Genomic DNA, 23,755 nt, shown 5'->3' on the forward strand with positions numbered 1-23,755 from the left:
ATTAGACAAGCATATTTACCGATAAGATTACGGCTTGATAGCTTTATCTATAACTTAATCGCCAACTCAACACCTTGACGGATTGCGCGCACAGCATCTAGCTCACCAGCATAATCAGCACCACCAATCACGTGCAGTTTGCCACCGAACTCTTGCCACATATCTTCAAACGGTCTCACCGATACTTGACCTGCACACACGATAACCGAATCAGCATCTAACACCTGATCTTGCTTACCAACGCTGATGTGCATACCTTGGTCATCAATTTTGTTGTAGCTCACGCCACCCAACAGATTCACGCCACGTTTTTCTAGTGTGCGTTTGTGAATCCAACCTGTGGTCTTGCCTGGGCCTTTACCAACACGACCCGCTTTACGCTGCATCACCCAAACCGTTTTATCACTGAATGAATCCGGGTAAGGATACAGGCCACCTGGGTGCTCCATATTCTTATCAATGCCCCACTCATGCAGCCAATCGTCTAAACTGTGTGACGTCGGCTCGGTGAGCATGGTTGCCACATCGACACCGATACCGCCAGCACCAACAATCGCGACTTTTTCGCCTACTGGTGTCTTTTCGCGGATTAAGGTTTGGTAGTCGACCACATTCTCGTGCTCAATGCCTTCAATATTCAGCTTTCTTGGCTCTACACCCGCCGCCATCACCACTTCATCGTACTTGAGCAGCATTTCAAACGTGGCTTCAGTATCTAGCTTAAGGTTGACACCCGATGCATCGATTTGGTTGGCAAAATAACGAATCGTTTCTCTAAATTCTTCTTTGCCCGGGATTTGCATTGCCAGTCTAAACTGACCACCGATACGATCGTTCTTCTCTAGCAAATCTACCTTATGGCCGCGCTGCGCCAATGTTGTCGCACAAGCCAAGCCTGCAGGGCCAGCACCCACTACCGCAATCGTCTTAGTAGCTGGCGCAGGTTGAACAACAATTTCAGTCTCATAACAAGCTCGTGGGTTAACCAAACAGCTCGCACGTTTCCCTTTGAACACGTTATCAAGACACGCTTGGTTACAACCGATACAGGTGTTGATGAACTGGGCTTGGTCTTGTGCGGCTTTGTTAACGAAATCAGGGTCAGCCAAGAAAGGGCGAGCCATAGAAACCATGTCGGCCTGACCGGAACTGATAATGCGTTCTGCCTCTTCTGGTGTATTGATACGGTTACATGTAATCACTGGAATAGAGACATGCGGCTTCACTTTCTCAGTAACCCAAGAGAAGGCGCCACGTGGTACTTGTGTCGCGATAGTCGGAATGCGCGCTTCGTGCCAACCAATACCAGTATTGATAATAGTAACGCCTGCTTCTTCAAGCTTTTGAGCCAGCAACACAACATCTTCAAAGGTGCTACCTTGCTCAACCAAATCTAGCATCGACAGTCGGAAGATAATGATGAAATCCTTGCCCACAGCTTCGCGAATCGATTTCACGATCTCTAGCGGAAAACGCATACGCTTCTCATAAGAACCGCCCCACTCGTCGTAACGCATGTTGGTACGCTTACAGATGAATTGGTTAATCAAGTAGCCTTCAGAGCCCATGATTTCAATGCCGTCGTAGCCTGCAACTTGAGCAAGCTCTGCACTGTTGGCAAAGGCATTGATGGTCTTTTTGATTTGGCGAGGGCTCATTTCACTTGGCGCAAACTTGGCGATTGGTGCTTTTATACCCGAAGCACTTTGCGCGAATGGGTGCATTGCGTATCGACCAGCGTGAAGTAGCTGCAACGCAATTTTCCCGCCGTGCTTATGTACCGCTTCGGTAACAACTTGGTGCGCTTTCGCGTGCTTAACTTTGCTGAATTCAGCACTAAACGGAGATAATCTGCCACGTAAGTTCGGAGAAAAGCCGCCTGTAACAATTAGGCCAACGCCTCCTTTTGCTCGCTCTTCGTAAAACGCGGCGAGTTTATGCAGGCCTTCTTTATGCTCTTCTAAACCTGTGTGCATTGATCCCATCAATACACGGTTTCGTAACTGAGTAAATCCAAGATCGAGTGGTTCAAGTAAATGTGGGTACATGGCAGACATCACTTCTATTATTTATCCTTGTGGTCTGACCACAGTATAGCTCAATTACCAAAAGTTCAAACAACCGTTTACATTTTTGTAACACCGATCATAATGCTGGAGGTATTAATCATTCAAAAGTCCTTAATCTAACTACACTTAATGAGAATATAAATCGATTAACACTTCTTGGTATAGTTTGAGCTAGGGAATTATCGTAGGATACTAAGCAGTTCATATTATTGAGATTAATGGTACTGCTGATTGTTAAAGCGACGTAATCTCACTGCGGAGACAGAATGAAAAAAATATTCAAATTTATAGGTATGATCTTCAAAGGGATTTGGAAGCTGATTACGTTTCTACGTGTTGCGCTTGTTAACTTAATCTTCTTACTTAGTATCGCCGTTATCTACTTTGTGTACTTCCACTCAGACACAGCGCCGCCAACCGTGCCACAACAATCTGCTTTAGTGCTAAACCTGTCAGGTCCGATTGTTGAACAAAGCCGGTATATTAATCCGATGGATTCAGTTACCGGTTCGCTACTGGGTAAAGACCTTCCAAAAGAAAATATTCTCTTTGATATCGTTGAAACCATTCGCTACGCCAAAGACGATGAAAATGTAACAGGTATTGTTTTGGCGCTTAAAGAGTTGCCAGAGACCAACCTAACTAAACTGCGCTACATCGCTAAAGCCTTAAATGAGTTTAAAGCTTCAGGAAAGCCAATCTATGCTGTCGGTGACTTCTACAACCAAAGCCAATACTACCTAGCAAGCTACGCAACTAAGGTATACATGTCACCTGATGGTGGTGTACTTCTTAAAGGTTACAGCGCCTACTCGCTTTACTACAAAACCTTACTAGAGAAGCTTGATGTGAACACTCATGTGTTCCGCGTGGGTACTTACAAATCCGCTATTGAGCCGTTCATTCGTGACGACATGTCTGACGCAGCCAAAGAGTCGGCCTCACGTTGGTTAGGTCAACTATGGAGCGCTTACGTTGACGATGTGAGCCATAACCGCCAAATTGATGCGAAGACACTTAACCCTAGCATGGACACTTTCTTGAAAGAGCTTGAATCTGTCGATGGCGATATCGCAAAACTGGCGGAAAAACTTGGTTTAGTGGATGAGCTAGCCACTCGCCAACAAGTTCGACTAGAGCTTGCAGATGTGTTCGGTAGTGATGGTCAAGACAGTTACAACGCACTTGGCTACTACGAATACCGTGCAACCATGCTTCCAGAAATGAACAGTGAATCACACGATGTTGCTGTGATTGTAGCTAGCGGCGCTATTATGGATGGCAAACAGCCGCGTGGCACAGTGGGTGGCGATACAACCGCGGCTCTACTTCGCCAAGCCCGTAACGATGACAAAGTTAAAGCCGTTGTTCTTAGAGTGGATAGCCCTGGCGGTAGCGCATTTGCTTCAGAAGTTATTCGCAATGAAATAGAAGCGATTAAGCAAGCGGGTAAGCCTGTTGTTGTTTCAATGTCTAGCCTTGCTGCTTCTGGCGGTTACTGGATCTCTATGGGTGCAGACAAGATCCTTGCTCAACCAACGACGTTAACTGGCTCGATTGGTATCTTCAGTGTCATCACTACCTTCGAAAAAGGCTTGAATGATATTGGTGTTTACACCGATGGCGTTGGTACATCACCATTCTCTGGTCTTGGTGTCACAACCGGATTAACACAAGGTGCGAAAGATGCGTTCCAGATGGGTATCGAACATGGCTACCGCCGATTCATCGGTCTAGTTGGAGAAAACCGTGGAATGGATGTTGATGCGGTCGATAAGATTGCTCAAGGTCGCGTTTGGACAGGCCAAGACGCTATGCAAAATGGTCTGGTCGATGAAATTGGTGACTTCGATGACGCGATTGCCGCCGCCGCTTCACTTGCAGAACTCGAAAGCTACAACATCTACTGGGTAGAAGAGCCACTTTCAGCCACTGAGCAGTTTATTCAAGAATTTATGAACCAAGTTCAGATGTCGATTGGCCTTGATATTCAGTCAATGATACCAAGCAGTTTGCAGCCGGTTACGCAGCAGTTAGCTCAAGATAGCCAACGATTAAGCAACTTTAACGACCCCCAAGGCCGTTACGCTTTTTGCTTAAACTGCCAAGTTCAATAATTTAAGCTCAACGCTTTATTATCAAGGGGCGCCTCTGTGTGAGGCGCCTCTTTTTATTACATAATAATTCGCTATAATCGCCCACCTGTTCCCTACATCACACTAAAGTAATAATCGCCATGGAAAGAAAACACATCTATATCGCGTACACCGGCGGCACAATCGGCATGCAAAAATCGCATGATCACGGCTATGTCCCTGTAGCTGGATTCATGGATAAACAGCTTGCTGGTATGCCTGAATTCCATCGCCCAGAGATGCCTGAGTACACTATCCACGAATACTCGCCATTAATGGACTCTTCAGACATGACGCCACTTGATTGGCAGACTATCGCTGATGACATCCGCGCGAACTACGACAAATACGATGGTTTCGTTATCCTGCACGGTACTGACACCATGGCGTACACCGCTTCTGCGTTGTCTTTCATGCTAGAGAACCTTGGCAAACCAGTGATTGTAACCGGCTCTCAGATCCCGCTTGCTGAGCTACGCTCTGACGGCCAAGCAAACCTACTGAATGCACTGCACATCGCGGCGAACTACCCAATCAATGAAGTGACACTGTTCTTCAACAACAAATTAATGCGTGGTAACCGCAGCACCAAATCACACGCTGATGGCTTCAATGCGTTTACCTCTCCAAACCTTAATCCGTTGTTGGAAGCTGGTATCAATATCCAGCTAAGCAACAACGTTGTGGTTAACGAGCAACCTGAAGGTGAGTTCAAGGTTCATAACATTACACCGCAACCAATTGGCGTAATCACTATGTACCCGGGAATCTCTCACGAAGTGATTCGTAACACGTTGCTGCAACCAGTTAACGCAATGATTTTGCTGACTTTTGGTGTTGGTAATGCGCCACAAAACCCAGAGCTACTTCAGCACCTAAAAGACGCGTCAGAGCGTGGGGTTATTGTGGTGAACCTAACTCAATGTTTAGCAGGTAAAGTGAACATGGGTGGCTATGCGACGGGCTGTGCTTTAGCAGAAGCTGGCGTTGTGAGTGGTTATGATATGACTCCTGAAGCCGCACTAGCGAAACTTCATTACCTATTAAGCCAAAACCTAAGCTACGAAGAAGTGAAAACTCAGATGCAGGAAGTACTGCGTGGTGAGATGAGCTTGTAAGCTCGTTAAGGTTCATATTAAGCGGCTGCTATTCTATGAAAAGAGCAGCAGTTTAACGTGAGCTAAATCGTTTTATTACTTATAAATAAACGACTTAACGTAAAAGGGGTGGCACTGCGCCACCCCTTTGTTGTAATTTAATGCCTAATGATTTGGGTTAACTCTCACAATGTCTTGTTGATCTGACTTAAACTGTTTTTTGAGTTCAGATTTAGATTTAAAGCTAATTTCGCCACCAGCGGCAATTGTCATGTGTTGAGCTTCAGAGTTATGTTTAGATTGGTATAACATAACTGCCTGCATACACGAATCGCGCTGCTCTTTAGAAAGCGCTGTTCCTTCTGGCCATTTACCCGTTTCAACTGCGTAGATTAAACGTTCGTAGACCTCGGGTGTCATTGCGCTAAGAAGTTGTTCTGCATCCATGGTAAAGCCTTAGTTTTAACAATTTTCACCAGAAAATAACCCGTAACAGAATTGAGTCAAGAACCTGACCAATAATAAGTGCATTTGATCACAAGTGAAGGAATATGAAAATTATGAAATGGTTGGCAATTGGCCTATTACCTTTCACTCTGGTTGGGTGTTTTGAAGGAAACAAAAATACCGATCAGTTGTGCCAAAGCAATCCAGGATTACGATGTGAACAGCTGAACATGAATGATGGACAATGCCGCGTGGCGCGTACTGACCTTATTTGGCATCGCTTTGAAGTTCAAAAACACCCCACCGAAATCAATAAGATCAAAGAGTTCGAGTTAGTCACATCCTATAAAAAATGTCTTGAGCTTGCCGCGCAGATAGAAACTATCGATCAATCTAAACTTCAAGAGCGTCGTTTTACTTCTTTAATGCATAGCATCGAAGAGTCTGAACGTATTGTCAGTGAACTGTCTCAATCAGACACGCCAGAAACGCTCTACTTCTTATGGTCACAAACCGGGGATACCAACGCAAGACGCAGCTTCTTACAACTGGAAGGAACAGATGCGTTAAATACGGCAGAGATGCAGTATGCCCTAGCAACGTTCTACACCACTCGAGACCATGTGAAGACGTTAAAACTGCTTAATAATGCATTGACCTTATCAAGTAACTCGAACGTCAATACTGAAATTTTTAAGTCGATGGCCAGTATTAATCACAGCTTAGGTAATATGGAAGAAGCGTATGTATGGGCAATGGTCGCTAAAGACTTTAACGTACCTATCGCTTCTGAATCTGAGCTTTCCGTTTTCTATCATTTTGAAAAACCTAAATATAAGCAATTAAATCAAGACGCAGAAAAAATTGTCGAAGCGATAGAAGATGGCTCTTATACGCCTTCCATCGTACCTAGCTATTGATCTAGCGAGCGCACTTTTCTAGCGCAGACGTCATTTGATTCTCTTTTAAACTAAAAACAGCGACCATGGTGGTCGCTGTTTTTAGTTGTACTAAAGTTAACTCTGAAATCTTGAACTATTCATTACTGTTTCATCGACAAATGCGATCTGTAAGGATTAAACATTAGTTACAGGTTATTTCGTACTTTCGTCATTTTTGTTGAAAATTAACGACACAGAATTAACACAAAAACGTTCGCCAGTTGTCTTCGGACCATCAGGAAAAACGTGACCTAGGTGGCTATCACAGGCACTACAACGAATCTCTACACGCTTCATTCCGTGACTTAGATCTTCTATATAGCGTACTGCTTCGTCGTTGATTGGTGCATCAAAACTCGGCCATCCACATCCCGAGTCATATTTATTATCCGACAGAAATAAAGGGGTTTGACAACATGTGCAGCTATAAACACCCGTCTTATGGTTGTGTAACAACTTTCCGCTAAAAGGGGCTTCAGTACCACGTAAACGACACACTTCAAACTCATCATCTGTTAGGCGCTCACGCCAGTATTCATCAGGCTTTATCATGTTTTTTTTCTTTTGAACCACGTTAATATCTCTCCACATTATCACTTATTATATTTACTTTTTTTTATAAAGGCTTGCATATGAGTCGTTTTGTAGCACATACTTTCTCACAAGAAAACATTGTACATATACACTCATAAGTGAATCGTCATTTAGAGGTATTTTACCCAACTGGAAGAGTGCAGAACCACCAGCAATGGTCAATTTTCAACCACTTACACTCAATTGTTAAGAAAAGCGTCGCTTTTTTTTGACATTAAACAAGTTAAGTCGGATTATCTATTGCAGATTTAGACTGGATTCTGTAATTTTACTACCAGTTATCTTTAATCAGAAATTAAGTTGTGGAGCAACTACAATGACTATCAAAGTAGGTATTAATGGTTTTGGCCGTATCGGTCGTTTCGTATTCCGTGCATCTGTTGAGCGTGCTGACATCGAAGTAGTAGGTATTAACGACCTTATCGATGTAGAGTACATGGCATACATGCTTAAGTACGATTCAACTCACGGTCGTTTCAACGGTACTGTTGAAGTTAAAGACGGTAACCTAATCGTTAACGGTAAAACAGTTCGCGTAACTGCTGAGCGCAACCCAACTGACCTTAAGTGGGACGAAATCGGTGTTGACGTTGTAGCTGAAGCAACTGGTATCTTCCTAACTGACGAAACTGCTCGTCAGCACATCACTGCTGGTGCTAAGAAAGTTGTTCTAACTGGTCCTTCTAAAGACGCAACTCCAATGTTCGTTATGGGCGTTAACCAAGACACTTACGCTGGTCAAGACATCGTTTCTAACGCTTCTTGTACTACTAACTGTCTTGCTCCTATCGCTAAAGTTCTTAACGACAAGTGGGGCATTGAGTCTGGTCTAATGACTACAGTTCACGCTACTACAGCAACTCAAAAAACTGTAGATGGTCCTTCTGCTAAAGACTGGCGCGGTGGCCGTGGTGCTTCTCAAAACATCATCCCATCTTCAACTGGTGCTGCTAAAGCTGTAGGCGTTGTTCTTCCAGAACTAAACGGCCTTCTAACTGGTATGGCTTTCCGTGTACCAACTGCTAACGTTTCTGTAGTTGACCTAACTGTTAACCTAAAAGAAGCTGCATCTTACGAAGCAATCTGTGCTGCAATGAAAGAAGCTTCTGAAGGCGAAATGGCTGGCGTTCTAGGTTACACTGAAGACCAAGTTGTTTCTCAAGACTTCATCGGCGAAGTTAACACTTCAGTATTCGATGCTAAAGCTGGTGTTGCTCTAACTGACAAATTCGTTAAAGTTGTATCTTGGTACGACAACGAAATCGGTTACTCAAACAAAGTTCTAGACCTAATCGCTCACATCTCTAAGTAATTACTACTTAGATAGCGTTTAGCTAGACTGTCTTTGAGAAAAGACTGAAAAGAAAAGGCGGCTCTAGAGTCGCCTTTTTTGTACCTGTTGTTTGTGAATCACTTCTGCACCAATCAAGATGATGCTTAACAAATGGCATATTTCTCAGGTTTGAGATTCAATTCAAATATGAGAACTACCTGACTCTTTACTTGAGTTTGAGTATCTCGAATTTGAATTCAATTTCCCTTAAGAAGGATTATGTAATGGATTTATCTACTCTTCCTGCACTGGCTGTGCTTTCTGACAACGTCACTATCGTTGAACACCAAGGTATAAAACTGGTTCGTGTTATCCACGACAAAGCAAATGCTGCCATTTCATTGTTCGGTGCCCATGTTGTGTCATTCCAACCACAAGGCCAAGAAGACCTAATTTGGATGAGTCAAGAAGCTAAGTTTGATGGCAAAACAGCACTGCGTGGTGGTATTCCAGTATGTTGGCCTTGGTTTGGTCGCATTGCTGCACCAGCGCACGGTTTTGCTCGTTCAAGTGAATGGCAATTAGTTGAACACCGTGAAAGTGAAGCGGGTGTGATTGTCAGCTTAGGCATGAAACCTAGCGAAGAGACGTTGGCAGTATGGCCTCATCAGTTCGACGCTAGATTAAATGTTGAGATTGGCGATGAGCTTAAAGTGACTTTGGATGTGAAGAATATCGATGAGCAACCATGGACTTTCTCTGGCGCACTGCACACTTACCTGAACGTTTCAGACATCCATAACACAACCACCACGGGTATGGGCGCTGAGTACATCGACAGCCTGCAAGATGGCAAGATCTGCCAAGGCGGTACTGAGCTTGTGCTAACCGACACCATTGATCGAGTGTACACTCAACCAGAAGCTCAAATCTTGGTTACGGACAAAAAACTTGAGCGTACTCTATCGGTTGAAAACCAAGGCCATAACTCTGCGGTTTTATGGAACCCATGGGCAGAAGGTGCTGCTGGGATGGGTGACATGCAAGACGATGGTTACCTGACCATGCTATGTGTTGAATCAACACTGCACGCGCCAAGTTTAGAAGCAGGCAAAATACTTCAGCCTGGCGAGAGCCACCAGCTGATTACAATGATTTCTGTTCAGTAACCTATTCAGGAAACTGTTCAGTCATCAGTTCACTACGCAAGACACATTAAAGGCCGGTTCACTCCGGCCTTTTTATTGTTTTCAAGCGGCTAGAGGTCAAGCTTAACTCTGAGAATATCGAACTAACGTCTCTCTATAGAGTGACAGCAGCGCTTTATCATTTACTTTAATCCCGACCTTCTGAGCCGGGAATGAACTCCACTCATCATTCATGTAACTGCGCTGGTCGCTTTTCTGGATGGTCATGCCCTCTGCAGGTCCATCAGTGACGACTCTAATTGCACCACTTCGACACTCAAACAAAGAAGGTTGGATGGCATAAGCAATGGCTGATGGATCGTGAACGTGGCAGCCTTCCATTCCCACTTTTTCGGAGTAGAACTTCAAATAGTAACGGCTTACATCCCAGATGAACTGCCCGACCTCTCCAGCATCATCTCTTAATTCATCCAAGTATTGAGCAGTAAAGAAGCTCTCTTCTGTTACATCAAGCCCGATAACCGTCACAGGCCATGATGCCGTGAAGACCTTGTCTGCAGCATGAGGATCATCGTGTATGTTCGCTTCAGCAAACGGCGTCACATTGCCTCTGTGGTCATTTTCGCCAAAGGCTCCGCCCATAATGACCACTTCCTTGACCAATTCGACAATGTCGGGGGCAGCTTCCAGCGCCAAAGCAAGGTTAGTGAGAGGTCCTACAGCCACGAGTGTAATCTCTCCCGGCTCAGCACGAACACTATCAATAATGAACTGATAAGCTGGCTTTTCAATCGCTGAGACATCTAGTGAACTTGGCGCTTTCAAATCACCAAAACCAGTTTCGCCATGTACGATTACAGTAGCGCCAACTGGCTCTCTGACTAATGGCATATCAGTGCCCTTTGCCACCAGCGCATTCATACCAAACTTCTGCTTTAGATAAAGCGCATTCTGAGTGCCGTTGTCTATCGTCGCATTGCCATAGACCGTCGTAATCCCTATCAGCTCGATCTCTGGATGAGCTTCAGCAAATAAAATGGCCATTGCGTCATCGATGCCTGGGTCGGTATCGAGGATAATTTTCTTTTTCATATCAGTTTCTTATTCACGCGATTGAAGAGTGAACCATACCCAGAAAAACCTTAGACAAACGTGACCGAAATCGAAGCAATGATTTTTAATGTTGTCATCCCCAATACTCCGTATCTCCAGAGCCACTATTGACGGCTTTTTTATTTAGCCTGACGGAGTCCTTTTTGATAGAATTTGCCGCCCTACTCTATGCTCTGAGATCGTCATGCACTACCAATGCCCTCTGTGTCACCAACCTTTATCTCAAAACGATCGTACGTTTAAGTGTGAAAAGAACCATCAGTTCGATTTAGCAAAAGAAGGCTACGTCAACTTGATGCCAGCACACCATAAACGTTCAAAAGATCCAGGTGACAATAAAGAGATGATGCAAGCACGTCGTCGCTTTCTTGAAGGCAACCATTACGACCCAATGCGCCAAGCGGTAGTCGGCTTATGCTCTAGCTACCTGCCAGAAACTGCACCTAGCCTATTGGATATTGGTTGTGGCGAGGGATATTACACCAATGAAATCGCGCTGAATCTTGAAGATAAAAACGGTGCTATTTTTGGTTTAGACATTTCTAAGATTGCTATCAAATACGCGGCTAAACGCTACCCAGCAGTCGACTTCTCTGTTGCCTCTAGCCATCGTCTACCCTTTGCTGAAAACAGCTTAGACGGCATTCTACGCATTTATGCGCCATGTAAGGCAGAAGAGCTCCAACGTACAATTAAAGACAATGGTGTCGTGATTACAGTAACACCAGCAAGCCGACACCTATATCAATTGCGTGACGCCATTTATGATGGTGTGCGTTTACACGATGAAGATCCTGAATTGATCGAAGGTTTTACTCTTGAGCACCAAGAGCATCTAAACTATATGATGGAACTATCGGGGTCAGATGCATTCGACCTGCTACAGATGACGCCGTTTGCTTGGAAAGCGACTGAAGAGTTTAAACAACAACTCACCAACGCAGAGCAATTCAACTGTGAAGCTGACTTTATGCTAAGAGTGTACCGAAAAAAGATTTAATTGATATTGATTATCGTTTGCATTGAAGTCTCATCTTGCCTCCTTTAGTATGCGTGTTCTTCAAGGAGGCATTTCATGCAACGTATTATTCTTATCGGATTAGCCACTCTTCTCACAGCTTGTGCTAATCAACCTTCAGAAAACACTTCTCAAAAAGTGGTTCAACCGGAAACCGTTTCCACCTACTACGATTACCAGTTTGCCTCACCACAAGGCGAAGCGCTCTCTCTCAACGCTTTACCTCAAGAGTTGCTAGGCGCTGACGTTATTTTTATTGGCGAATGGCACACTCACTCCGCCATTCACCGCTTTCAAACTGATTTCTTAAAAGCGCGTCAAAATGCAGACTCAAACATTGCCCTATCAATGGAGCAATTTACTCGAGAGCACCAAGACACACTTAACCAATACCTAAACGGCGAAATTGGCGAACAGGTGCTTATCTCCAAGGCTGCCGCTTGGCCAAATTACGAAAGCGATTACCGCGCATTAGTAGAGTTCGCAAAAGCGAATGACTTAGATGTTATCGCGGCAAATGCGCCCAAACCCTTCGTTCAATGTATTGGTCGTAAAGGGTTACCGTACCTAGAGCAGCTTTCTTCAGAACAGCGAGATTGGGTTGCGACTGAGGTCAATATTGGCGATAGCCCTTACAGAGAAAAGTTCATGGCATCGATGCATCACGGTACACCAGAGCAAACAGAAAAGCAGTTTGCCGCTCAAGTGACTTGGGATGAAACCATGGCGGAATCGATTGTCGATTACCTAGCAACGAACCCTGACAAACAGGTGATTCATGTCGCTGGTAAATTCCATACTGAAGGTGGTTTAGGCACAGCCGCTTCTATCTCGCGTCGCAATCCAGACCTGAAAGTTGCCATCATCACACCGGTCGAATCCTTGTCTTCAGATTCAAGTGATTACCAACTACAAGTATTGTCTCCACCGGTGCGTTTTGTTCAGAAAGAGAACCGTATGAAGGCATACAAACACCTGTCTAAACGCAGCTCAGACCTACAATGTGACTAAGCTCGCTTAGCTTCTTAGGTTGAACATGGGTATCGGCATAGGAATTGCTTATTTACCAAGCAGTTTTGATTAAGCAGAAGAAAATGTAATGTGCGAATAAAAAAACATCACTATCGATGATTAATTGCACAAGTTTTTCACACCTCTGCCGATACTATGTTTAAGGATAGGTAAGGAGAGCTATATGACGCCAGTAGGAACGAGTAACACTCAGCTGTATTCGCCTTCGCAGATGAACGCTAAGAGTTCAGCTAACGAAGCTGAAAAGCCTGCGCCGCTTAAGGTTGAGCAAAACACGGTTAAGCTTTCTGAAGAAGGTAAAGCGCTCTTATCTGCCCTTAAAGAAATCGATAAAGAAGCGAAGAAAGTTGAAGCAGAAAACACGACCGTTACCGATAAAGTGGAATCATTTGCTCACGGCGCTCTAGGTATGGATCACCCAGACAAGATCGAAGAAGAGAATGACGGTTCTTATTCAGCGGGGCAATACTTGTCCGCAGCGGCAACCGTAGGCGGTATTCTTCTTGCTCTAATATAGCCTTACCGGCTTAGTTCTTTGATCGTATTTTATTCAAAATAAAAGCGATTTGTCGTCACGACAATAGACCCGATTAGGTCACAAAAACGAGTTCATTCCATAATTCCGATCTCATTTAAATGGAATAATACTCGTGAAAAACACTTTTGAGCTTATCGATAAGCCAACCTTCTTTGGTGCGATTGCACTACTCCTCACGATAGTTTTCCCGCTCATTCTGTTCCCAGATCAAGGTGCAGACTGGATTGCGATTGCGAAAACATTCATGACTGACCAACTTGGTTTTCTATATCTTGCGCTAGGCCTAGCGGCTTGTGCATTTATGGTGTACGTGGTTTTCAGTGATATGGGACAAATTAAACTCGGCGAAGCTGATGAAGAACCTGAGTTTAAAACTGCTTCATGGGCTGCGATGCTATTTTGTGGTGGTATCGGTGCAAGTATCTTGTACTGGGGCTGTATTGAGTGGGCTTACTACTACCAATCTCCTCCTTTCCAACTAGAACCTGGCAGTGAAGAAGCAGTGCGCTGGGCAGCGACCTACGGTCTGTTCCACTGGGGACCAATCGCATGGTCTATCTACCTAATCCCGGCAATTCCTATTGCTTACTTCTTCTACGTACGTAAACAGCCAGTTCTAAAGATCTCAAGTGCCTTAATGCCTGTTCTTGGTGAACACCGTAGTAAAGGCGTACCAGGAAAGATCGTTGATATCCTATTCATTTTCGGCCTATTAGGCGGCGCCGCGACAACTTTAGGTTTAGCAGCTCCTCTAATTACTGAAGGCTTGAATCACCTGTTTGGCCTACCGAAAAACAACCTGACACAAGTGACGGTTCTTTTGGTCTGTACTGCTATTTTTGCTTACTCGTCTTATGCGGGCTTGGAAAAAGGCATTAAGATCCTAAGTAACATCAACTTCTGGGGTGCGATGGGTCTATTGGCATTCGTACTGATTGCTGGCCCGACGATCTTCATGCTGGAAACTGGCTTAGACTCGATTGGTCGTCTGCTGTCTAACTTCTTCGTGATGGCGACATGGGCTGAACCATTTGGTGGCTACGGCACATTTGAAAACACACACTTCCCACAAGACTGGACGATTTTCTACTGGGCATGGTGGCTAGTTTTTGCACCGAGTATGGGCCTATTTGTAGCGCGTATCTCTCGCGGCAGAACCATCAAACAAATGGTGTCAGGTTCTATCTTCTTTGGTTCTCTGGGCTGTTTCCTATTCTTCATGATCTTGGGTAACTACGGTCTATCTCTACAGCTTTCTGGCGAACTAGATGTTGTGGCTGTACTTAACGATGAAGGCGCAACCAAAGCGATCTTCTCGATGCTGGCACAATTGCCGATGAGCACAATCGTTATCGCAGTGTTTACACTACTGTGTATCATTTTCACGGCAACCACCTTTGATTCGATTTCATACATCCTTGCTTCTGTTGTTCAGAACAACGTGACAGAAGAACCAATGCGTTGGAACCGTATGTTCTGGGCATTCACACTGTCGTTCTTACCAACGATTCTGATGTTCCTGGGTGGTCTGAGTACGCTACAAACCGCAGCGATTGTTGGTGGCCTACCGCTACTGGCTATCTCTATGATGTTGATGATTTCAGCAGTGCGCGCAACTAGCCTCGACTTACGCCACCAAGATGCGTACATCGAACCAACCATCAATATCGAAGAGCTGCCAGACATGGATCCATGGTCAGCTGAAGGTATGGCTCTGGCTCAGTTTGAGAAAGAGAGAGACGCTGCGCAAGAAGCTGCAGAGCTAGAGCGTGTTGCTTATACAGAACTAGCAGCAGTGAAAAAAGAAATTCGCGCTTATGTGCTAGAACAAGGTTCGCAAATGGAAACTCACGAGCTACCAGAGAACCTACAACAAGCACTTGAGCAGGCCGAGAGTAATCTTAGTGCCGCACAAGCGAAAAAGGTCGAGTTATCTGAGCAGGCTCAGAATGCTCGAATCGCGTTCAACCAAGTGGTTGCAGAACTACCGCTTGCTTGACTTTAGCCATGACGCTGCCCACGAGTTTGGGCCCTCCTAAATAAGCCAAAGGCTCACAGAAATGTGAGCCTTTTTTTATTTCTATTCCAAAGACTTGAGTTATTGCTCAATTTTATATTTATGAAATAAATATGAAACAGAGTTGACACATTCGAGTGCTTTAATCACCCCGCTTATATAAAAAGGGATAAACAATGAAGCACTTTATGAAACCTGTTATTGCCGCAGTGGCAACGTCAACACTCTCATTCAATGTACTTTCAGCAGAAATCAAAAATGTCATTCTAATGATTGGCGATGGTATGGGACCTCAACAAGTTGGCTTACTAGAGACTTATGCAAACCAAGCACCTAACTCAATCTATAAAGGTCAAAAGACCGCCCTTTATCAGCTTGCTCAAGAAGGCGTGATTGGTTCATCTCTTACCCACCCAGAAGATGCGATTGTGGTCGACTCTGCGTGTTCCGCAACCATGCTTGCTACAGGTATTTACACAGGTTCAGAAGTTATTGGTATTGACTCCCAAGGCAATCACGTAGAAACCGTGCTGGAGAAAGCAAAAAAAGCGGGTAAAGCAACCGGTCTGGTTTCCGACACGCGCTTAACTCACGCAACACCTGCCGCATTCGCCGCGCATCAGCCACACCGCTCTCTAGAAAACCATATTGCTAGCGATATGCTGGAAACAGGTGTCGATGTGATGCTATCTGGCGGGCTACGTCACTGGATCCCTAAGTCAACCAATGACAAAGGCGAAACCTACAAACAACTTGAGCAACTGACCCAAGGTGACGTTTATCTCAAGTCAAAACGTAAAGATGACCGCAACCTTCTTACTGAAGCCCAGAAAGACGGCTATCAGTTAGCATTTAACAGAGATATGCTCGACAACGCTAACGGCGACAAATTACTTGGTCTATTCGCGTACTCTGGCATGGATGATGGTATTGCATATAGCAATAAAAAGCTGAGTAGCGAACGCACACAACCGAGCTTAAAAGAGATGACGCAAAAAGCGCTTAACGTCTTATCAAAAGATGAAGATGGCTTTTTCCTAATGGTTGAAGGCGGTCAGATAGATTGGGCTGGGCACAGTAATGATGCGGGTACTATGCTGCACGAACTGCTTAAGTTTGATGAAGCAATTCAAACGGTATACGAATGGGCAAAAGATCGTGAAGACACCATCGTAATTGTCACTGCAGACCATGAAACTGGCTCTTTCGGCTTTAGCTATTCATCAAGTGAGCTACCAAAGCCACAAAAGCGCCCAGGAGAAGCCTTTACCGATCGTGATTATGCGCCAAACTTTAACTTCGGTGCCTTCGATATTCTTGATGGTTTATACAATCAGAAACAAAGCTACTACGGCATGATCAGTGAATACCAAAAACTCGACAAAGCTGAGCAAACGCCTGAGAAATTCGCTGAGATCGTGAACAAAAATAGTGAATTTCCAATCACCGCAGAACAAGCGAAAAAGGTACTAGCAAGTAAGCCAAACCCATATCGACTGGCGCAACACAAGTACCTTTCTGAAGAAAATGTACCAGCCATCAACGATTTCGATGCCTTCTTCCCATATAACGACCGTGGCAACCTACTTGCTCGAGAGCAAGCAACAGGTCAAAACATCGTTTGGGGTACAGGCACACACACTCATACACCTGTGAATGTGTTTGCTTGGGGGCCTGCCGAAAAGATATTACCAGTATCTAAGATCATGCATCACTCAGAGCTTGGTGAGTACATCAAGCAACAAGTAAATTAGCCTGAGATTTTTTGCTAGCTTCACTTAACGCCCTACGGGGCGTTTTTTGTTTTAAGAGTTAAGGCGTTTAAGGATTTAAGCTAAGTAAGTTTCAGATTTAGGTGACGCCAAATAGCAAAACAGCCGCTGTTGAGCGACTGTTTTAATCATTAACGATTTGGGTGATTAAGGATGTGGTCTTCCCAATCCACAACATCAATTTCGTATACGACTTTGTTGCGAACGCTTTCACCCGCAGCGTGCATTTCAGACTTAGAACCAGTGATTAATGGGTGCCACTCTGGGATCTGCTTAGACTCAGATAGAAGACGGTAAGCACAAGTATCCGGTAGCCAATGGAACTCGTCGATCTTGTCACGAGTCAGCTTCAAACACTCTTCACCTGAAGTGAAACGGTTTGGGTAGTCCTTACAAGAACACGTTTTGTCATTCAGCCAGCTACACGCCACATTGGTGTAGTAAACTTCATCGCTATCTTCATCCATAAGCTTATGTAAGCAACACTTACCACAACCATCGCACAGAGATTCCCACTCTTGCTCGGACATCTGCTCTAGTGTCTTTTCTTGCCAAAATGGATTCGTCATAGGATTGCTTCTTACTCTTTTACTGGGGTGCGTGTTATACCGTTAGCCCATAAAAAGTTCAAGGATAAAAATTGTTCATTATGTGATCCAATCAATAGCTGTCACTCCCATTATTTTTTGCTACTATCGCGCACCCTGTTATTTAGTGAGTTTAATTTGATGGAATGTCGCCTAGGTTGTGGAGCATGCTGTATTGCTCCGAGTATTACGTCAGCTATTCCTGGAATGCCGAATGGTAAGCCTGCGGGTGTACGCTGCATTCAGTTAAACGATCAGAATCTTTGTAAACTGTTTGGTCAAGACTCCCGTCCTAAAGTGTGTCATCAATTCAAAGCTTGCCCTGTTATTTGCGGCAAAACCGATCAAGAAGCACTCGACAACTTAATCGAACTTGAGGCAATCACTTAGTCATACCTCTTCCATTTTCTGACATCTATATGCCCAAGATTTCACAATTTTGCAAAATCTAAACTATCTTCTCGATACCGGTACAGATTAATAAAGGTCGTTATGAATAAGTATATAGCAGAAATGTTGGGTACGTTTTGGTTGGTTGTGGTAGTGCCGTCTTAGCCGCCGCTTTTCCCGATACAGGCATTGGCCTGCTTGGGGTCTCTTGCCTTTGGTTTAACCGTACTCACCATGGCTTTCGCTATTGGGCATATATCCGGTTGCCACCTCAACCCAGCTGTCACTATAGGCCTTTGGACAAATGGTCGTTTTGATACCAAAGATGTTGTACCTTATATCATTGCTCAAGTACTCGGCGGCATTATTGCTGGCGGCGTATTATTTGTGATTGCCTCCGGTCAAGCTGGCTTTGATGCTGTTGCGTCAGGTCTCGCGTCTAATGGCTTTGGAGAGCACTCTCTCGTTGGTTACTCACTAACCGCAGCACTGGCCTGTAAGGTGGTGATGACCATGGTATATGGGAGCGACCGATTCTAAAGCACCCGCGGGATTTGCACCCATCGCGATTGCTCTCTGTTTAACCTTGATTCACCTTATAAGTATTCCAGTAACCAATACCTCTGTGAAACCAGCTCGGAGTACCGGTGTAGCGGTATTTGTTGGTGACTGGGCCGTTTCTCAACTATGGCTATTCTGGATTGCTCCAATTATTGGTGCGGTGATCGGTGCGGTCATATACAAAACCGTTCGAGGCTCGTATTAAGCTCTAAGAAGAGTCGGATAAAATAAGCTGTAAATAATAAACGAAAAAGCCGCTTAGTGATGATTCACCAAGCGGCTTTTTTAGATCTTATGACGACCGAGTAATGAGTGTGAAAGCGTGGTGCCATCCACCAGTTCTAGCTCACCACCAACGGGAACACCATGAGCGATTCTGCTAGCGTTCACTTCATGGGCATTACACAGCTCAGCAATGTAATGCGCTGTCGCTTCCCCTTCAACAGTCGGGTTAGTCGCTAGGATTACTTCAGAGATATCACCACGACGTAGGCGGTAGTCCAAAACATCGAGGCCGATGTCACTTGGACCAATACCATCAAGTGGTGAAAGGTGCCCCATAAGCACAAAGTAACGACCAGAGTATTGGCCAGTTGCTTCGATAGCTGCAATATCAGCTGGGCTTTCTACTACACAGATTTGACCATTTTCCTGACGTTTAGGGTTGGTACAAATGTGGCAGGTATCTTCTTCAGTAAAAGTACGGCACTCATTGCAATGGCCAATTTCTGTCATTGCTTGGCTAAGAGCATCAGCCAACTGAAGGCCGCCTTTTCTATCGCGCTGTAACAAATGAAAGGCCATACGCTGCGCCGACTTGGGGCCAACCCCAGGTAGACAACGTAAGGCCTCCATCAAATGCTCCAGCATATAACTGGTACGCATATTTAACCGTTCTAATTTTCAAATAACGGTCCGCTCAAGTAAGGCAAGAACGAACCCTTAGAAATAAGTCGCTTAGAAAGGCATCTTCATGCCTGGTGGAAGTTGCATTCCGCCAGTGATGCTAGCCATTTTTTCTTTTTGAGTTTCTTCAACACGACGAGCCGCATCGTTGAAAGCAGCAGCGATAAGATCTTCAAGCATCTCTTTATCGTCTTCCATTAGGCTTTCATCGATATCAACACGGCGAACGCTGTGGCTACCAGTGATTGTTACTTTTACAAGGCCAGCACCAGATTCACCTGTTACTTCCATATTTGCGATTTCTTCTTGAAGCTTTTGCATGCGCTCTTGCATTTGCTGGGCTTGCTTCATCATGTTGCCCATACCGCCTTTACCAAACATGTTAATACTCTCTGGTCTAATTGGTTTATTAAAATTTATTACGCTATAAGCGCTTAAATGGGGGTTAAAACAGTGTGATTCAACCCCTCGGTGTTCAGTTCTTCGATCGACGTATCTAAGATGATACGCCCATCACTAAATCAAAATTAACGTTAGATAGGACGAACACTATCTCTGTCGAGCTCTGCAGCGAAGCGTCTTTCGATAAACTGTACGTTGGCATCGTTTTCCAAACTGGTAAACGCGTCTTTCAACTTGCCTTGGTACAGCCTTTCTCGTAATTCTAGTGGTGTTTCACCACCATCGCCGATTTCGACGCTCAAGTGACACTCTTCTCCGAGTACCGTATTGAGAGACTGTAATAGTTCACTCTGCGCTCGGTCCGTATTCAAGTGAGCCTGGCTCGATCTCAAGGTTAGCGTTATCAATGTATCATTCTTCGTAAATACAGAGTTCAACGCTAACTGTTCAACAAGCTTAGCTGTCTCTAGCTTTTGAATCGTGGCAGACCATTCATCTTGAGCAATCGACTCATTAAGCAGCTTTTCTACCATTTCTGGCGTTTTGACATGCTCTAACGCACGCTTGATCTGAGTTGGTGTAAGCTCTTTGCTCGCCTCTTTTACAACAGGTTTAGACGGTTTCCAGCGATAAGGTTCATTATCATTGGTAACATTTTCTGTCGGAGAGGTTGGTAAAGAAGCTGGCGACACCCGCTCAGAACTACCGTGTTGCTGAGCAACTCGGTCAAGAACTGAAGTTTTAGCTGGTGCCGCTTTAGCCTTTTTTGGCGCTGAACCTTTGCTGTCCTGTGCTGCGTTACCTCTACGCTGAGAGCGTAATTGGTGGCGCAAACCACTGACAGGTGATGCAGGACGTGCAGGCTGCCCTTCAGGCGCAGACGGTGCAACATCTTGTGGCTGAGCCGGAGCTTGATTCTGATAGTTCGCTTGCTGCTGAGGCTGCGCTTGTTGACTCATAGGACTCATCGGCTGCTCTGAGCCGTAGCTAGGGCGATCGTCGTAAGCTGGCGGCGCATCATACTGGCTTTGTGGGTAATCCTGTTCTGGATATCCTTGATGACCAGAATGCTCAGGGTAGCCTTGCGAATTTGGATACTGAGCCGGGCTTTGCTGCGGAGATTGATGTGCAGGTTGCTGCTGCATCGCTTGAGGAGCCTGTTGCATCTGCGGCTGTCTCGGAGCGGCCGTTGGCGCTGGTTGACTAACCGGCTGAGCTTGACTCTGAACCTGTGCAGCGACAGGGCTTGTCGACTGAGTAGAGATAGCCGTTGCGACATTTTGCTCTGCTGGCCTAAATGCCAACATACGTAAAACCACCATCTCAATACCAACACGTGCGGTTGGCGATAACGGTAAGTCTTCACGACCTTTTAGCACTATCTGGTAATAAAGCTGAATATCTTGTGGGCTTAACGCTTTGCTAAGCAATTCAAGCTTCTCTGCGTCAGGCTGCGCTTTGTCTAAGGTAGACGGCAACGCTTGATACATGGCGAGACGATGAAGTTGAGCAGCAAGTTGATTCAGTAAACCATCCCACTCTACGCCATTCTCAGCAAGGTTTTGGATACAAGCCATCGCCTCTTGAGGCTGCTTACTGCTAATAGCCTCAAGTAGATGGATCGCTTGGTCAGTGTCTAATGTGCCAAGCATGTGCGCAACCGTATCAGTCACGACATTGCCGTTGCCTAATGCGATAGCTTGGTCTGTCAGGCTCAAAGCATCACGCATACTACCGTCGGCAGCATGAGCAATCATTCCAAGCGCACGAGACTCAGAGGTTACCTTCTCTTGTTCAAGAATATGGTCGAGTTGCTCGTGGATATTATCAACGCTGATCGGCTTAAGATGGAACTGCAGACAACGCGACAAGATAGTCACAGGTAGTTTTTGTGGATCAGTCGTTGCGAGCAAGAATTTCACATACTCAGGCGGCTCTTCTAACGTCTTTAGAAGCGCGTTGAAACTGTGCCTAGAAAGCATGTGTACTTCATCGATAAGGTAAACCTTAAAGCGACCACGCGCTGGCTTGTACTGAACATTGTCCAGAAGCTCACGGGTATCTTCTACCTTGGTACGTGATGCCGCATCGATCTCTAGCAGGTCAACAAAGCGACCTTCATCGATCTCTTTACAAGTTGCACATTCACCACAAGGGGTTGAAGTAATGCCTGTTTCACAGTTAAGTCCCTTAGCAAACAAGCGGCCGATGGTCGTTTTACCGACACCGCGTGTTCCGCTAAATAGGTACGCGTGATGCAGCCTATTTTGGCTAAGGGCATTCTCTAATGCTGTTAAAACATGGGCTTGACCAACCACTTCTTTGAATTTGGTTGGTCGCCATTTTCGCGCTAACGCAAGATAGCTCATGAATAATTCCGAAAAGGATTAGTGGCCGTCGAATTCGCAGATGCTAAACACTTCTAGACCTAAGCCTTCTAAGCGCTTGTCACCACCGATTTCTGGAAGATTAATTACAAATGCAGCGTGCTCTACCACACCACCAAGCTGACGAATCAACTTTGTTGTCGCTTCAATCGTACCGCCAGTTGCTAGTAGGTCATCAACCATCAGCACTTTATCGCCTTCAACGATAGCATCAGTATGAATCTCTAGCGTGTCTGTGCCGTACTCAAGCTCATAAGATTGTGCCACAGTTTCACGAGGCAGTTTGCCCGGCTTACGCACAGGAATGAAGCCAACACCTAGCTCTAATGCTAAAGGTGCACCGAATAGGAAACCACGAGCTTCAGTACCAACGATCTTAGTAAAGCCCATGTCCTTGTATGTTTCCGCTAGCAACTCGATAGTCGCTTTGTAAGCTGCTGGGTCTTCCATCAAGCTTGTTACGTCACGGAACAAAATACCCGCTTTAGGGTAATCAGGAATGCTTTTGATGCTTGCTTTGATCAGAGAGATTTTTTCTGTGTTCATAATCTTATGCACTTCATTAGGCCGCTTTCCAAACTCTGGTTAACGAATCAAACATCAACGCTTGAAATTAAGGAAAGGTACGATTGGTATTCATTGCAACGAGAGTCATAACTCTGATTGCTGAAATAATAAACGCCCGCTATACAAGCAGGCACACTGCCTTAATGGTAGTGATTTTCTTTGCTGTCAGCAACCAACTCATGGGTTGGAAGTCGCATAAACCATGTGAGAAGAATAACAAGTACACAAATTAGGAAAACCTTGACCCAAATGAGTGGCGCAAAGTAGATAGATAACGCAAAGCTCAACAAGATAAAGAATACGCCACGCGTTTTAATTTGCTTGGTGACAGCGCCGTGTTGATACCAGTTTTCTAACAGAGGACCGAGCGTTTTATGCTCATGCATCCATTTATGAACTTTAGGATTGCTTCGCATGAAACATGCGCTAGCAAGAAGAAGGAATGGAGTGGTTGGCAGAACGGGTAATACAATCCCTAGAACTGCAAGAAAGATACAAAGGCCACCAGCAATATTCAGGCTTAAAACTCGAACGCTAATTGTGGCCTCCTTGAGTTAGCTATCACCATTTGGCGACGACAGCTTAACTAAAATGTTGCGTAGCCATTAAATACACGGATCAACGTTAGTGTTGCTGGTAGTAATGGAATCATTAAAAATGCGGCTAGAAAGCCTAAAAAGTAGAATACATTAAACGGGTCTTTAAAGTCTTGATTATCTGCCATGATTGCTTCTTGTTTTTGTTAGTAAAAGTAAGTCCAG

General features: G+C 45.0%; 22 protein-coding genes and 1 pseudogene. 12 read left to right on the forward strand and 11 right to left on the reverse strand.

Annotation, left to right across the window (positions count from 1 at the left end):
- Positions 1–47: 47 nt before the first annotated feature.
- Positions 48–2,057 (reverse strand): NADPH-dependent 2,4-dienoyl-CoA reductase, encoded by a 2,010-nt coding sequence (locus BTO10_RS17330; protein WP_181144002.1) that lies wholly within the window; start codon positions 2,055–2,057, stop codon positions 48–50.
- Between the two features lie 278 nt (positions 2,058–2,335).
- Between BTO10_RS17330 and sppA the strand changes: the two genes are divergently transcribed.
- Entirely contained in the window at positions 2,336–4,186 is a 1,851-nt protein-coding gene (gene sppA / locus BTO10_RS17335) for a signal peptide peptidase SppA (RefSeq protein ID WP_105025347.1), read from the forward strand.
- Positions 4,187–4,305: 119 nt separating this feature from the next.
- Positions 4,306–5,322 carry an asparaginase gene (gene ansA, locus BTO10_RS17340; RefSeq protein ID WP_004740664.1) on the forward strand — a complete coding sequence of 339 codons (1,017 nt, stop codon included), beginning with the start codon at positions 4,306–4,308 and terminating at the stop codon, positions 5,320–5,322.
- A gap of 144 nt (positions 5,323–5,466) precedes the next feature.
- Here ansA and BTO10_RS17345 read toward each other — a convergent pair whose 3' ends face one another.
- On the reverse strand, positions 5,467–5,748 hold the full coding sequence (locus tag BTO10_RS17345) for a YeaC family protein (protein WP_004740663.1): 282 nt from the start codon (positions 5,746–5,748) through the stop codon (positions 5,467–5,469).
- 113 nt (positions 5,749–5,861) lie between these two features.
- Between BTO10_RS17345 and BTO10_RS17350 the strand changes: the two genes are divergently transcribed.
- Positions 5,862–6,668 carry a DUF2989 domain-containing protein gene (locus tag BTO10_RS17350; RefSeq protein WP_105025348.1) on the forward strand — a complete coding sequence of 269 codons (807 nt, stop codon included), beginning with the start codon at positions 5,862–5,864 and terminating at the stop codon, positions 6,666–6,668.
- A 174-nt stretch (positions 6,669–6,842) separates the two neighbouring features.
- Here the strand turns inward: BTO10_RS17350 and msrB are convergent, their stop codons facing one another.
- Positions 6,843–7,241 (reverse strand): peptide-methionine (R)-S-oxide reductase MsrB, encoded by a 399-nt coding sequence (gene msrB / locus BTO10_RS17355; protein ID WP_063523991.1) that lies wholly within the window; start codon positions 7,239–7,241, stop codon positions 6,843–6,845.
- A 358-nt stretch (positions 7,242–7,599) separates the two neighbouring features.
- On the opposite strand from msrB, the gene gap reads away from it, so the two are divergent.
- Positions 7,600–8,595: a type I glyceraldehyde-3-phosphate dehydrogenase gene (gene gap / locus BTO10_RS17360; RefSeq protein ID WP_004740660.1), complete on the forward strand. Its 996-nt coding sequence runs from the start codon at positions 7,600–7,602 to the stop codon at positions 8,593–8,595.
- Positions 8,596–8,840: 245 nt separating this feature from the next.
- Complete coding sequence (locus tag BTO10_RS17365) at positions 8,841–9,725, forward strand: D-hexose-6-phosphate mutarotase (RefSeq protein ID WP_105025349.1); 885 nt, start codon at positions 8,841–8,843, stop codon at positions 9,723–9,725.
- A 102-nt stretch (positions 9,726–9,827) separates the two neighbouring features.
- Here BTO10_RS17365 and BTO10_RS17370 read toward each other — a convergent pair whose 3' ends face one another.
- The gene (locus tag BTO10_RS17370) at positions 9,828–10,796 is read right to left on the reverse strand and encodes a nucleoside hydrolase (protein ID WP_105025350.1); all 969 of its coding nucleotides are present in this window, start codon (positions 10,794–10,796) and stop codon (positions 9,828–9,830) included.
- A gap of 205 nt (positions 10,797–11,001) precedes the next feature.
- On the opposite strand from BTO10_RS17370, the gene rlmA reads away from it, so the two are divergent.
- The 5 genes from rlmA to BTO10_RS17395 all read left to right on the forward strand — a co-directional run bounded on the left by rlmA (position 11,002) and on the right by BTO10_RS17395 (position 17,176).
- Entirely contained in the window at positions 11,002–11,817 is an 816-nt protein-coding gene (gene rlmA / locus BTO10_RS17375; RefSeq protein ID WP_105025351.1) for a 23S rRNA (guanine(745)-N(1))-methyltransferase, read from the forward strand.
- A 75-nt stretch (positions 11,818–11,892) separates the two neighbouring features.
- A complete protein-coding gene (locus tag BTO10_RS17380) occupies positions 11,893–12,846 on the forward strand; it encodes a ChaN family lipoprotein (RefSeq protein WP_105025352.1) in 954 nt (317 codons plus the stop codon).
- Positions 12,847–13,030: 184 nt separating this feature from the next.
- Entirely contained in the window at positions 13,031–13,384 is a 354-nt protein-coding gene (locus BTO10_RS17385; protein WP_105025353.1) for a hypothetical protein, read from the forward strand.
- A 133-nt stretch (positions 13,385–13,517) separates the two neighbouring features.
- The gene (locus tag BTO10_RS17390) at positions 13,518–15,404 is read left to right on the forward strand and encodes a BCCT family transporter (RefSeq protein WP_105025354.1); all 1,887 of its coding nucleotides are present in this window, start codon (positions 13,518–13,520) and stop codon (positions 15,402–15,404) included.
- A gap of 194 nt (positions 15,405–15,598) precedes the next feature.
- Complete coding sequence (locus BTO10_RS17395) at positions 15,599–17,176, forward strand: alkaline phosphatase (protein WP_105025355.1); 1,578 nt, start codon at positions 15,599–15,601, stop codon at positions 17,174–17,176.
- A gap of 149 nt (positions 17,177–17,325) precedes the next feature.
- Here BTO10_RS17395 and BTO10_RS17400 read toward each other — a convergent pair whose 3' ends face one another.
- The gene (locus BTO10_RS17400) at positions 17,326–17,763 is read right to left on the reverse strand and encodes a YcgN family cysteine cluster protein (RefSeq protein WP_105025356.1); all 438 of its coding nucleotides are present in this window, start codon (positions 17,761–17,763) and stop codon (positions 17,326–17,328) included.
- A 159-nt stretch (positions 17,764–17,922) separates the two neighbouring features.
- On the opposite strand from BTO10_RS17400, the gene BTO10_RS17405 reads away from it, so the two are divergent.
- Together BTO10_RS17405 and aqpZ are read left to right on the forward strand one after the other, a co-directional pair.
- Entirely contained in the window at positions 17,923–18,171 is a 249-nt protein-coding gene (locus BTO10_RS17405) for a YkgJ family cysteine cluster protein (protein WP_105025357.1), read from the forward strand.
- A 102-nt stretch (positions 18,172–18,273) separates the two neighbouring features.
- Positions 18,274–18,937: pseudogene (gene aqpZ, locus BTO10_RS17410) on the forward strand (aquaporin Z).
- Between the two features lie 80 nt (positions 18,938–19,017).
- Here the strand turns inward: aqpZ and recR are convergent.
- From recR to BTO10_RS23530, 6 genes are all read right to left on the reverse strand, one after another.
- Positions 19,018–19,617 carry a recombination mediator RecR gene (gene recR / locus BTO10_RS17415; protein ID WP_105025358.1) on the reverse strand — a complete coding sequence of 200 codons (600 nt, stop codon included), beginning with the start codon at positions 19,615–19,617 and terminating at the stop codon, positions 19,018–19,020.
- Positions 19,618–19,689: 72 nt separating this feature from the next.
- Entirely contained in the window at positions 19,690–20,019 is a 330-nt protein-coding gene (locus BTO10_RS17420; RefSeq protein WP_004740648.1) for a YbaB/EbfC family nucleoid-associated protein, read from the reverse strand.
- Positions 20,020–20,171: 152 nt separating this feature from the next.
- The gene (dnaX, locus tag BTO10_RS17425) at positions 20,172–22,409 is read right to left on the reverse strand and encodes a DNA polymerase III subunit gamma/tau (RefSeq protein ID WP_105025359.1); all 2,238 of its coding nucleotides are present in this window, start codon (positions 22,407–22,409) and stop codon (positions 20,172–20,174) included.
- 18 nt (positions 22,410–22,427) lie between these two features.
- Positions 22,428–22,973 carry an adenine phosphoribosyltransferase gene (gene apt, locus BTO10_RS17430; protein ID WP_004740646.1) on the reverse strand — a complete coding sequence of 182 codons (546 nt, stop codon included), beginning with the start codon at positions 22,971–22,973 and terminating at the stop codon, positions 22,428–22,430.
- Between the two features lie 161 nt (positions 22,974–23,134).
- A complete protein-coding gene (locus BTO10_RS17435; protein WP_105025360.1) occupies positions 23,135–23,506 on the reverse strand; it encodes a YbaN family protein in 372 nt (123 codons plus the stop codon).
- 74 nt (positions 23,507–23,580) lie between these two features.
- Positions 23,581–23,718 (reverse strand): hypothetical protein, encoded by a 138-nt coding sequence (locus BTO10_RS23530; RefSeq protein ID WP_004740644.1) that lies wholly within the window; start codon positions 23,716–23,718, stop codon positions 23,581–23,583.
- Between the last annotated feature and the right edge of the window lie 37 nt (positions 23,719–23,755).

The organism is Vibrio chagasii, assembly GCF_002954585.1.
Classification (GTDB): Bacteria; Pseudomonadota; Gammaproteobacteria; order Enterobacterales; family Vibrionaceae; genus Vibrio; species Vibrio chagasii_A.

Coding starts and splice junctions, on each gene's coding strand:
- BTO10_RS17330 (WP_181144002.1), bottom strand. CDS start 2,057: ATGTCTGCCATGTACCCACATTTACTTGAACCACTCGATCTTGGATTT.
- sppA (WP_105025347.1), top strand. CDS start 2,336: ATGAAAAAAATATTCAAATTTATAGGTATGATCTTCAAAGGGATTTGG.
- ansA (WP_004740664.1), top strand. CDS start 4,306: ATGGAAAGAAAACACATCTATATCGCGTACACCGGCGGCACAATCGGC.
- BTO10_RS17345 (WP_004740663.1), bottom strand. CDS start 5,748: ATGGATGCAGAACAACTTCTTAGCGCAATGACACCCGAGGTCTACGAA.
- BTO10_RS17350 (WP_105025348.1), top strand. CDS start 5,862: ATGAAATGGTTGGCAATTGGCCTATTACCTTTCACTCTGGTTGGGTGT.
- msrB (WP_063523991.1), bottom strand. CDS start 7,241: ATGATAAAGCCTGATGAATACTGGCGTGAGCGCCTAACAGATGATGAG.
- gap (WP_004740660.1), top strand. CDS start 7,600: ATGACTATCAAAGTAGGTATTAATGGTTTTGGCCGTATCGGTCGTTTC.
- BTO10_RS17365 (WP_105025349.1), top strand. CDS start 8,841: ATGGATTTATCTACTCTTCCTGCACTGGCTGTGCTTTCTGACAACGTC.
- BTO10_RS17370 (WP_105025350.1), bottom strand. CDS start 10,796: ATGAAAAAGAAAATTATCCTCGATACCGACCCAGGCATCGATGACGCA.
- rlmA (WP_105025351.1), top strand. CDS start 11,002: ATGCACTACCAATGCCCTCTGTGTCACCAACCTTTATCTCAAAACGAT.
- BTO10_RS17380 (WP_105025352.1), top strand. CDS start 11,893: ATGCAACGTATTATTCTTATCGGATTAGCCACTCTTCTCACAGCTTGT.
- BTO10_RS17385 (WP_105025353.1), top strand. CDS start 13,031: ATGACGCCAGTAGGAACGAGTAACACTCAGCTGTATTCGCCTTCGCAG.
- BTO10_RS17395 (WP_105025355.1), top strand. CDS start 15,599: ATGAAGCACTTTATGAAACCTGTTATTGCCGCAGTGGCAACGTCAACA.
- BTO10_RS17400 (WP_105025356.1), bottom strand. CDS start 17,763: ATGACGAATCCATTTTGGCAAGAAAAGACACTAGAGCAGATGTCCGAG.
- BTO10_RS17405 (WP_105025357.1), top strand. CDS start 17,923: ATGGAATGTCGCCTAGGTTGTGGAGCATGCTGTATTGCTCCGAGTATT.
- recR (WP_105025358.1), bottom strand. CDS start 19,617: ATGCGTACCAGTTATATGCTGGAGCATTTGATGGAGGCCTTACGTTGT.
- BTO10_RS17420 (WP_004740648.1), bottom strand. CDS start 20,019: ATGTTTGGTAAAGGCGGTATGGGCAACATGATGAAGCAAGCCCAGCAA.
- dnaX (WP_105025359.1), bottom strand. CDS start 22,409: ATGAGCTATCTTGCGTTAGCGCGAAAATGGCGACCAACCAAATTCAAA.
- apt (WP_004740646.1), bottom strand. CDS start 22,973: ATGAACACAGAAAAAATCTCTCTGATCAAAGCAAGCATCAAAAGCATT.
- BTO10_RS23530 (WP_004740644.1), bottom strand. CDS start 23,718: ATGGCAGATAATCAAGACTTTAAAGACCCGTTTAATGTATTCTACTTT.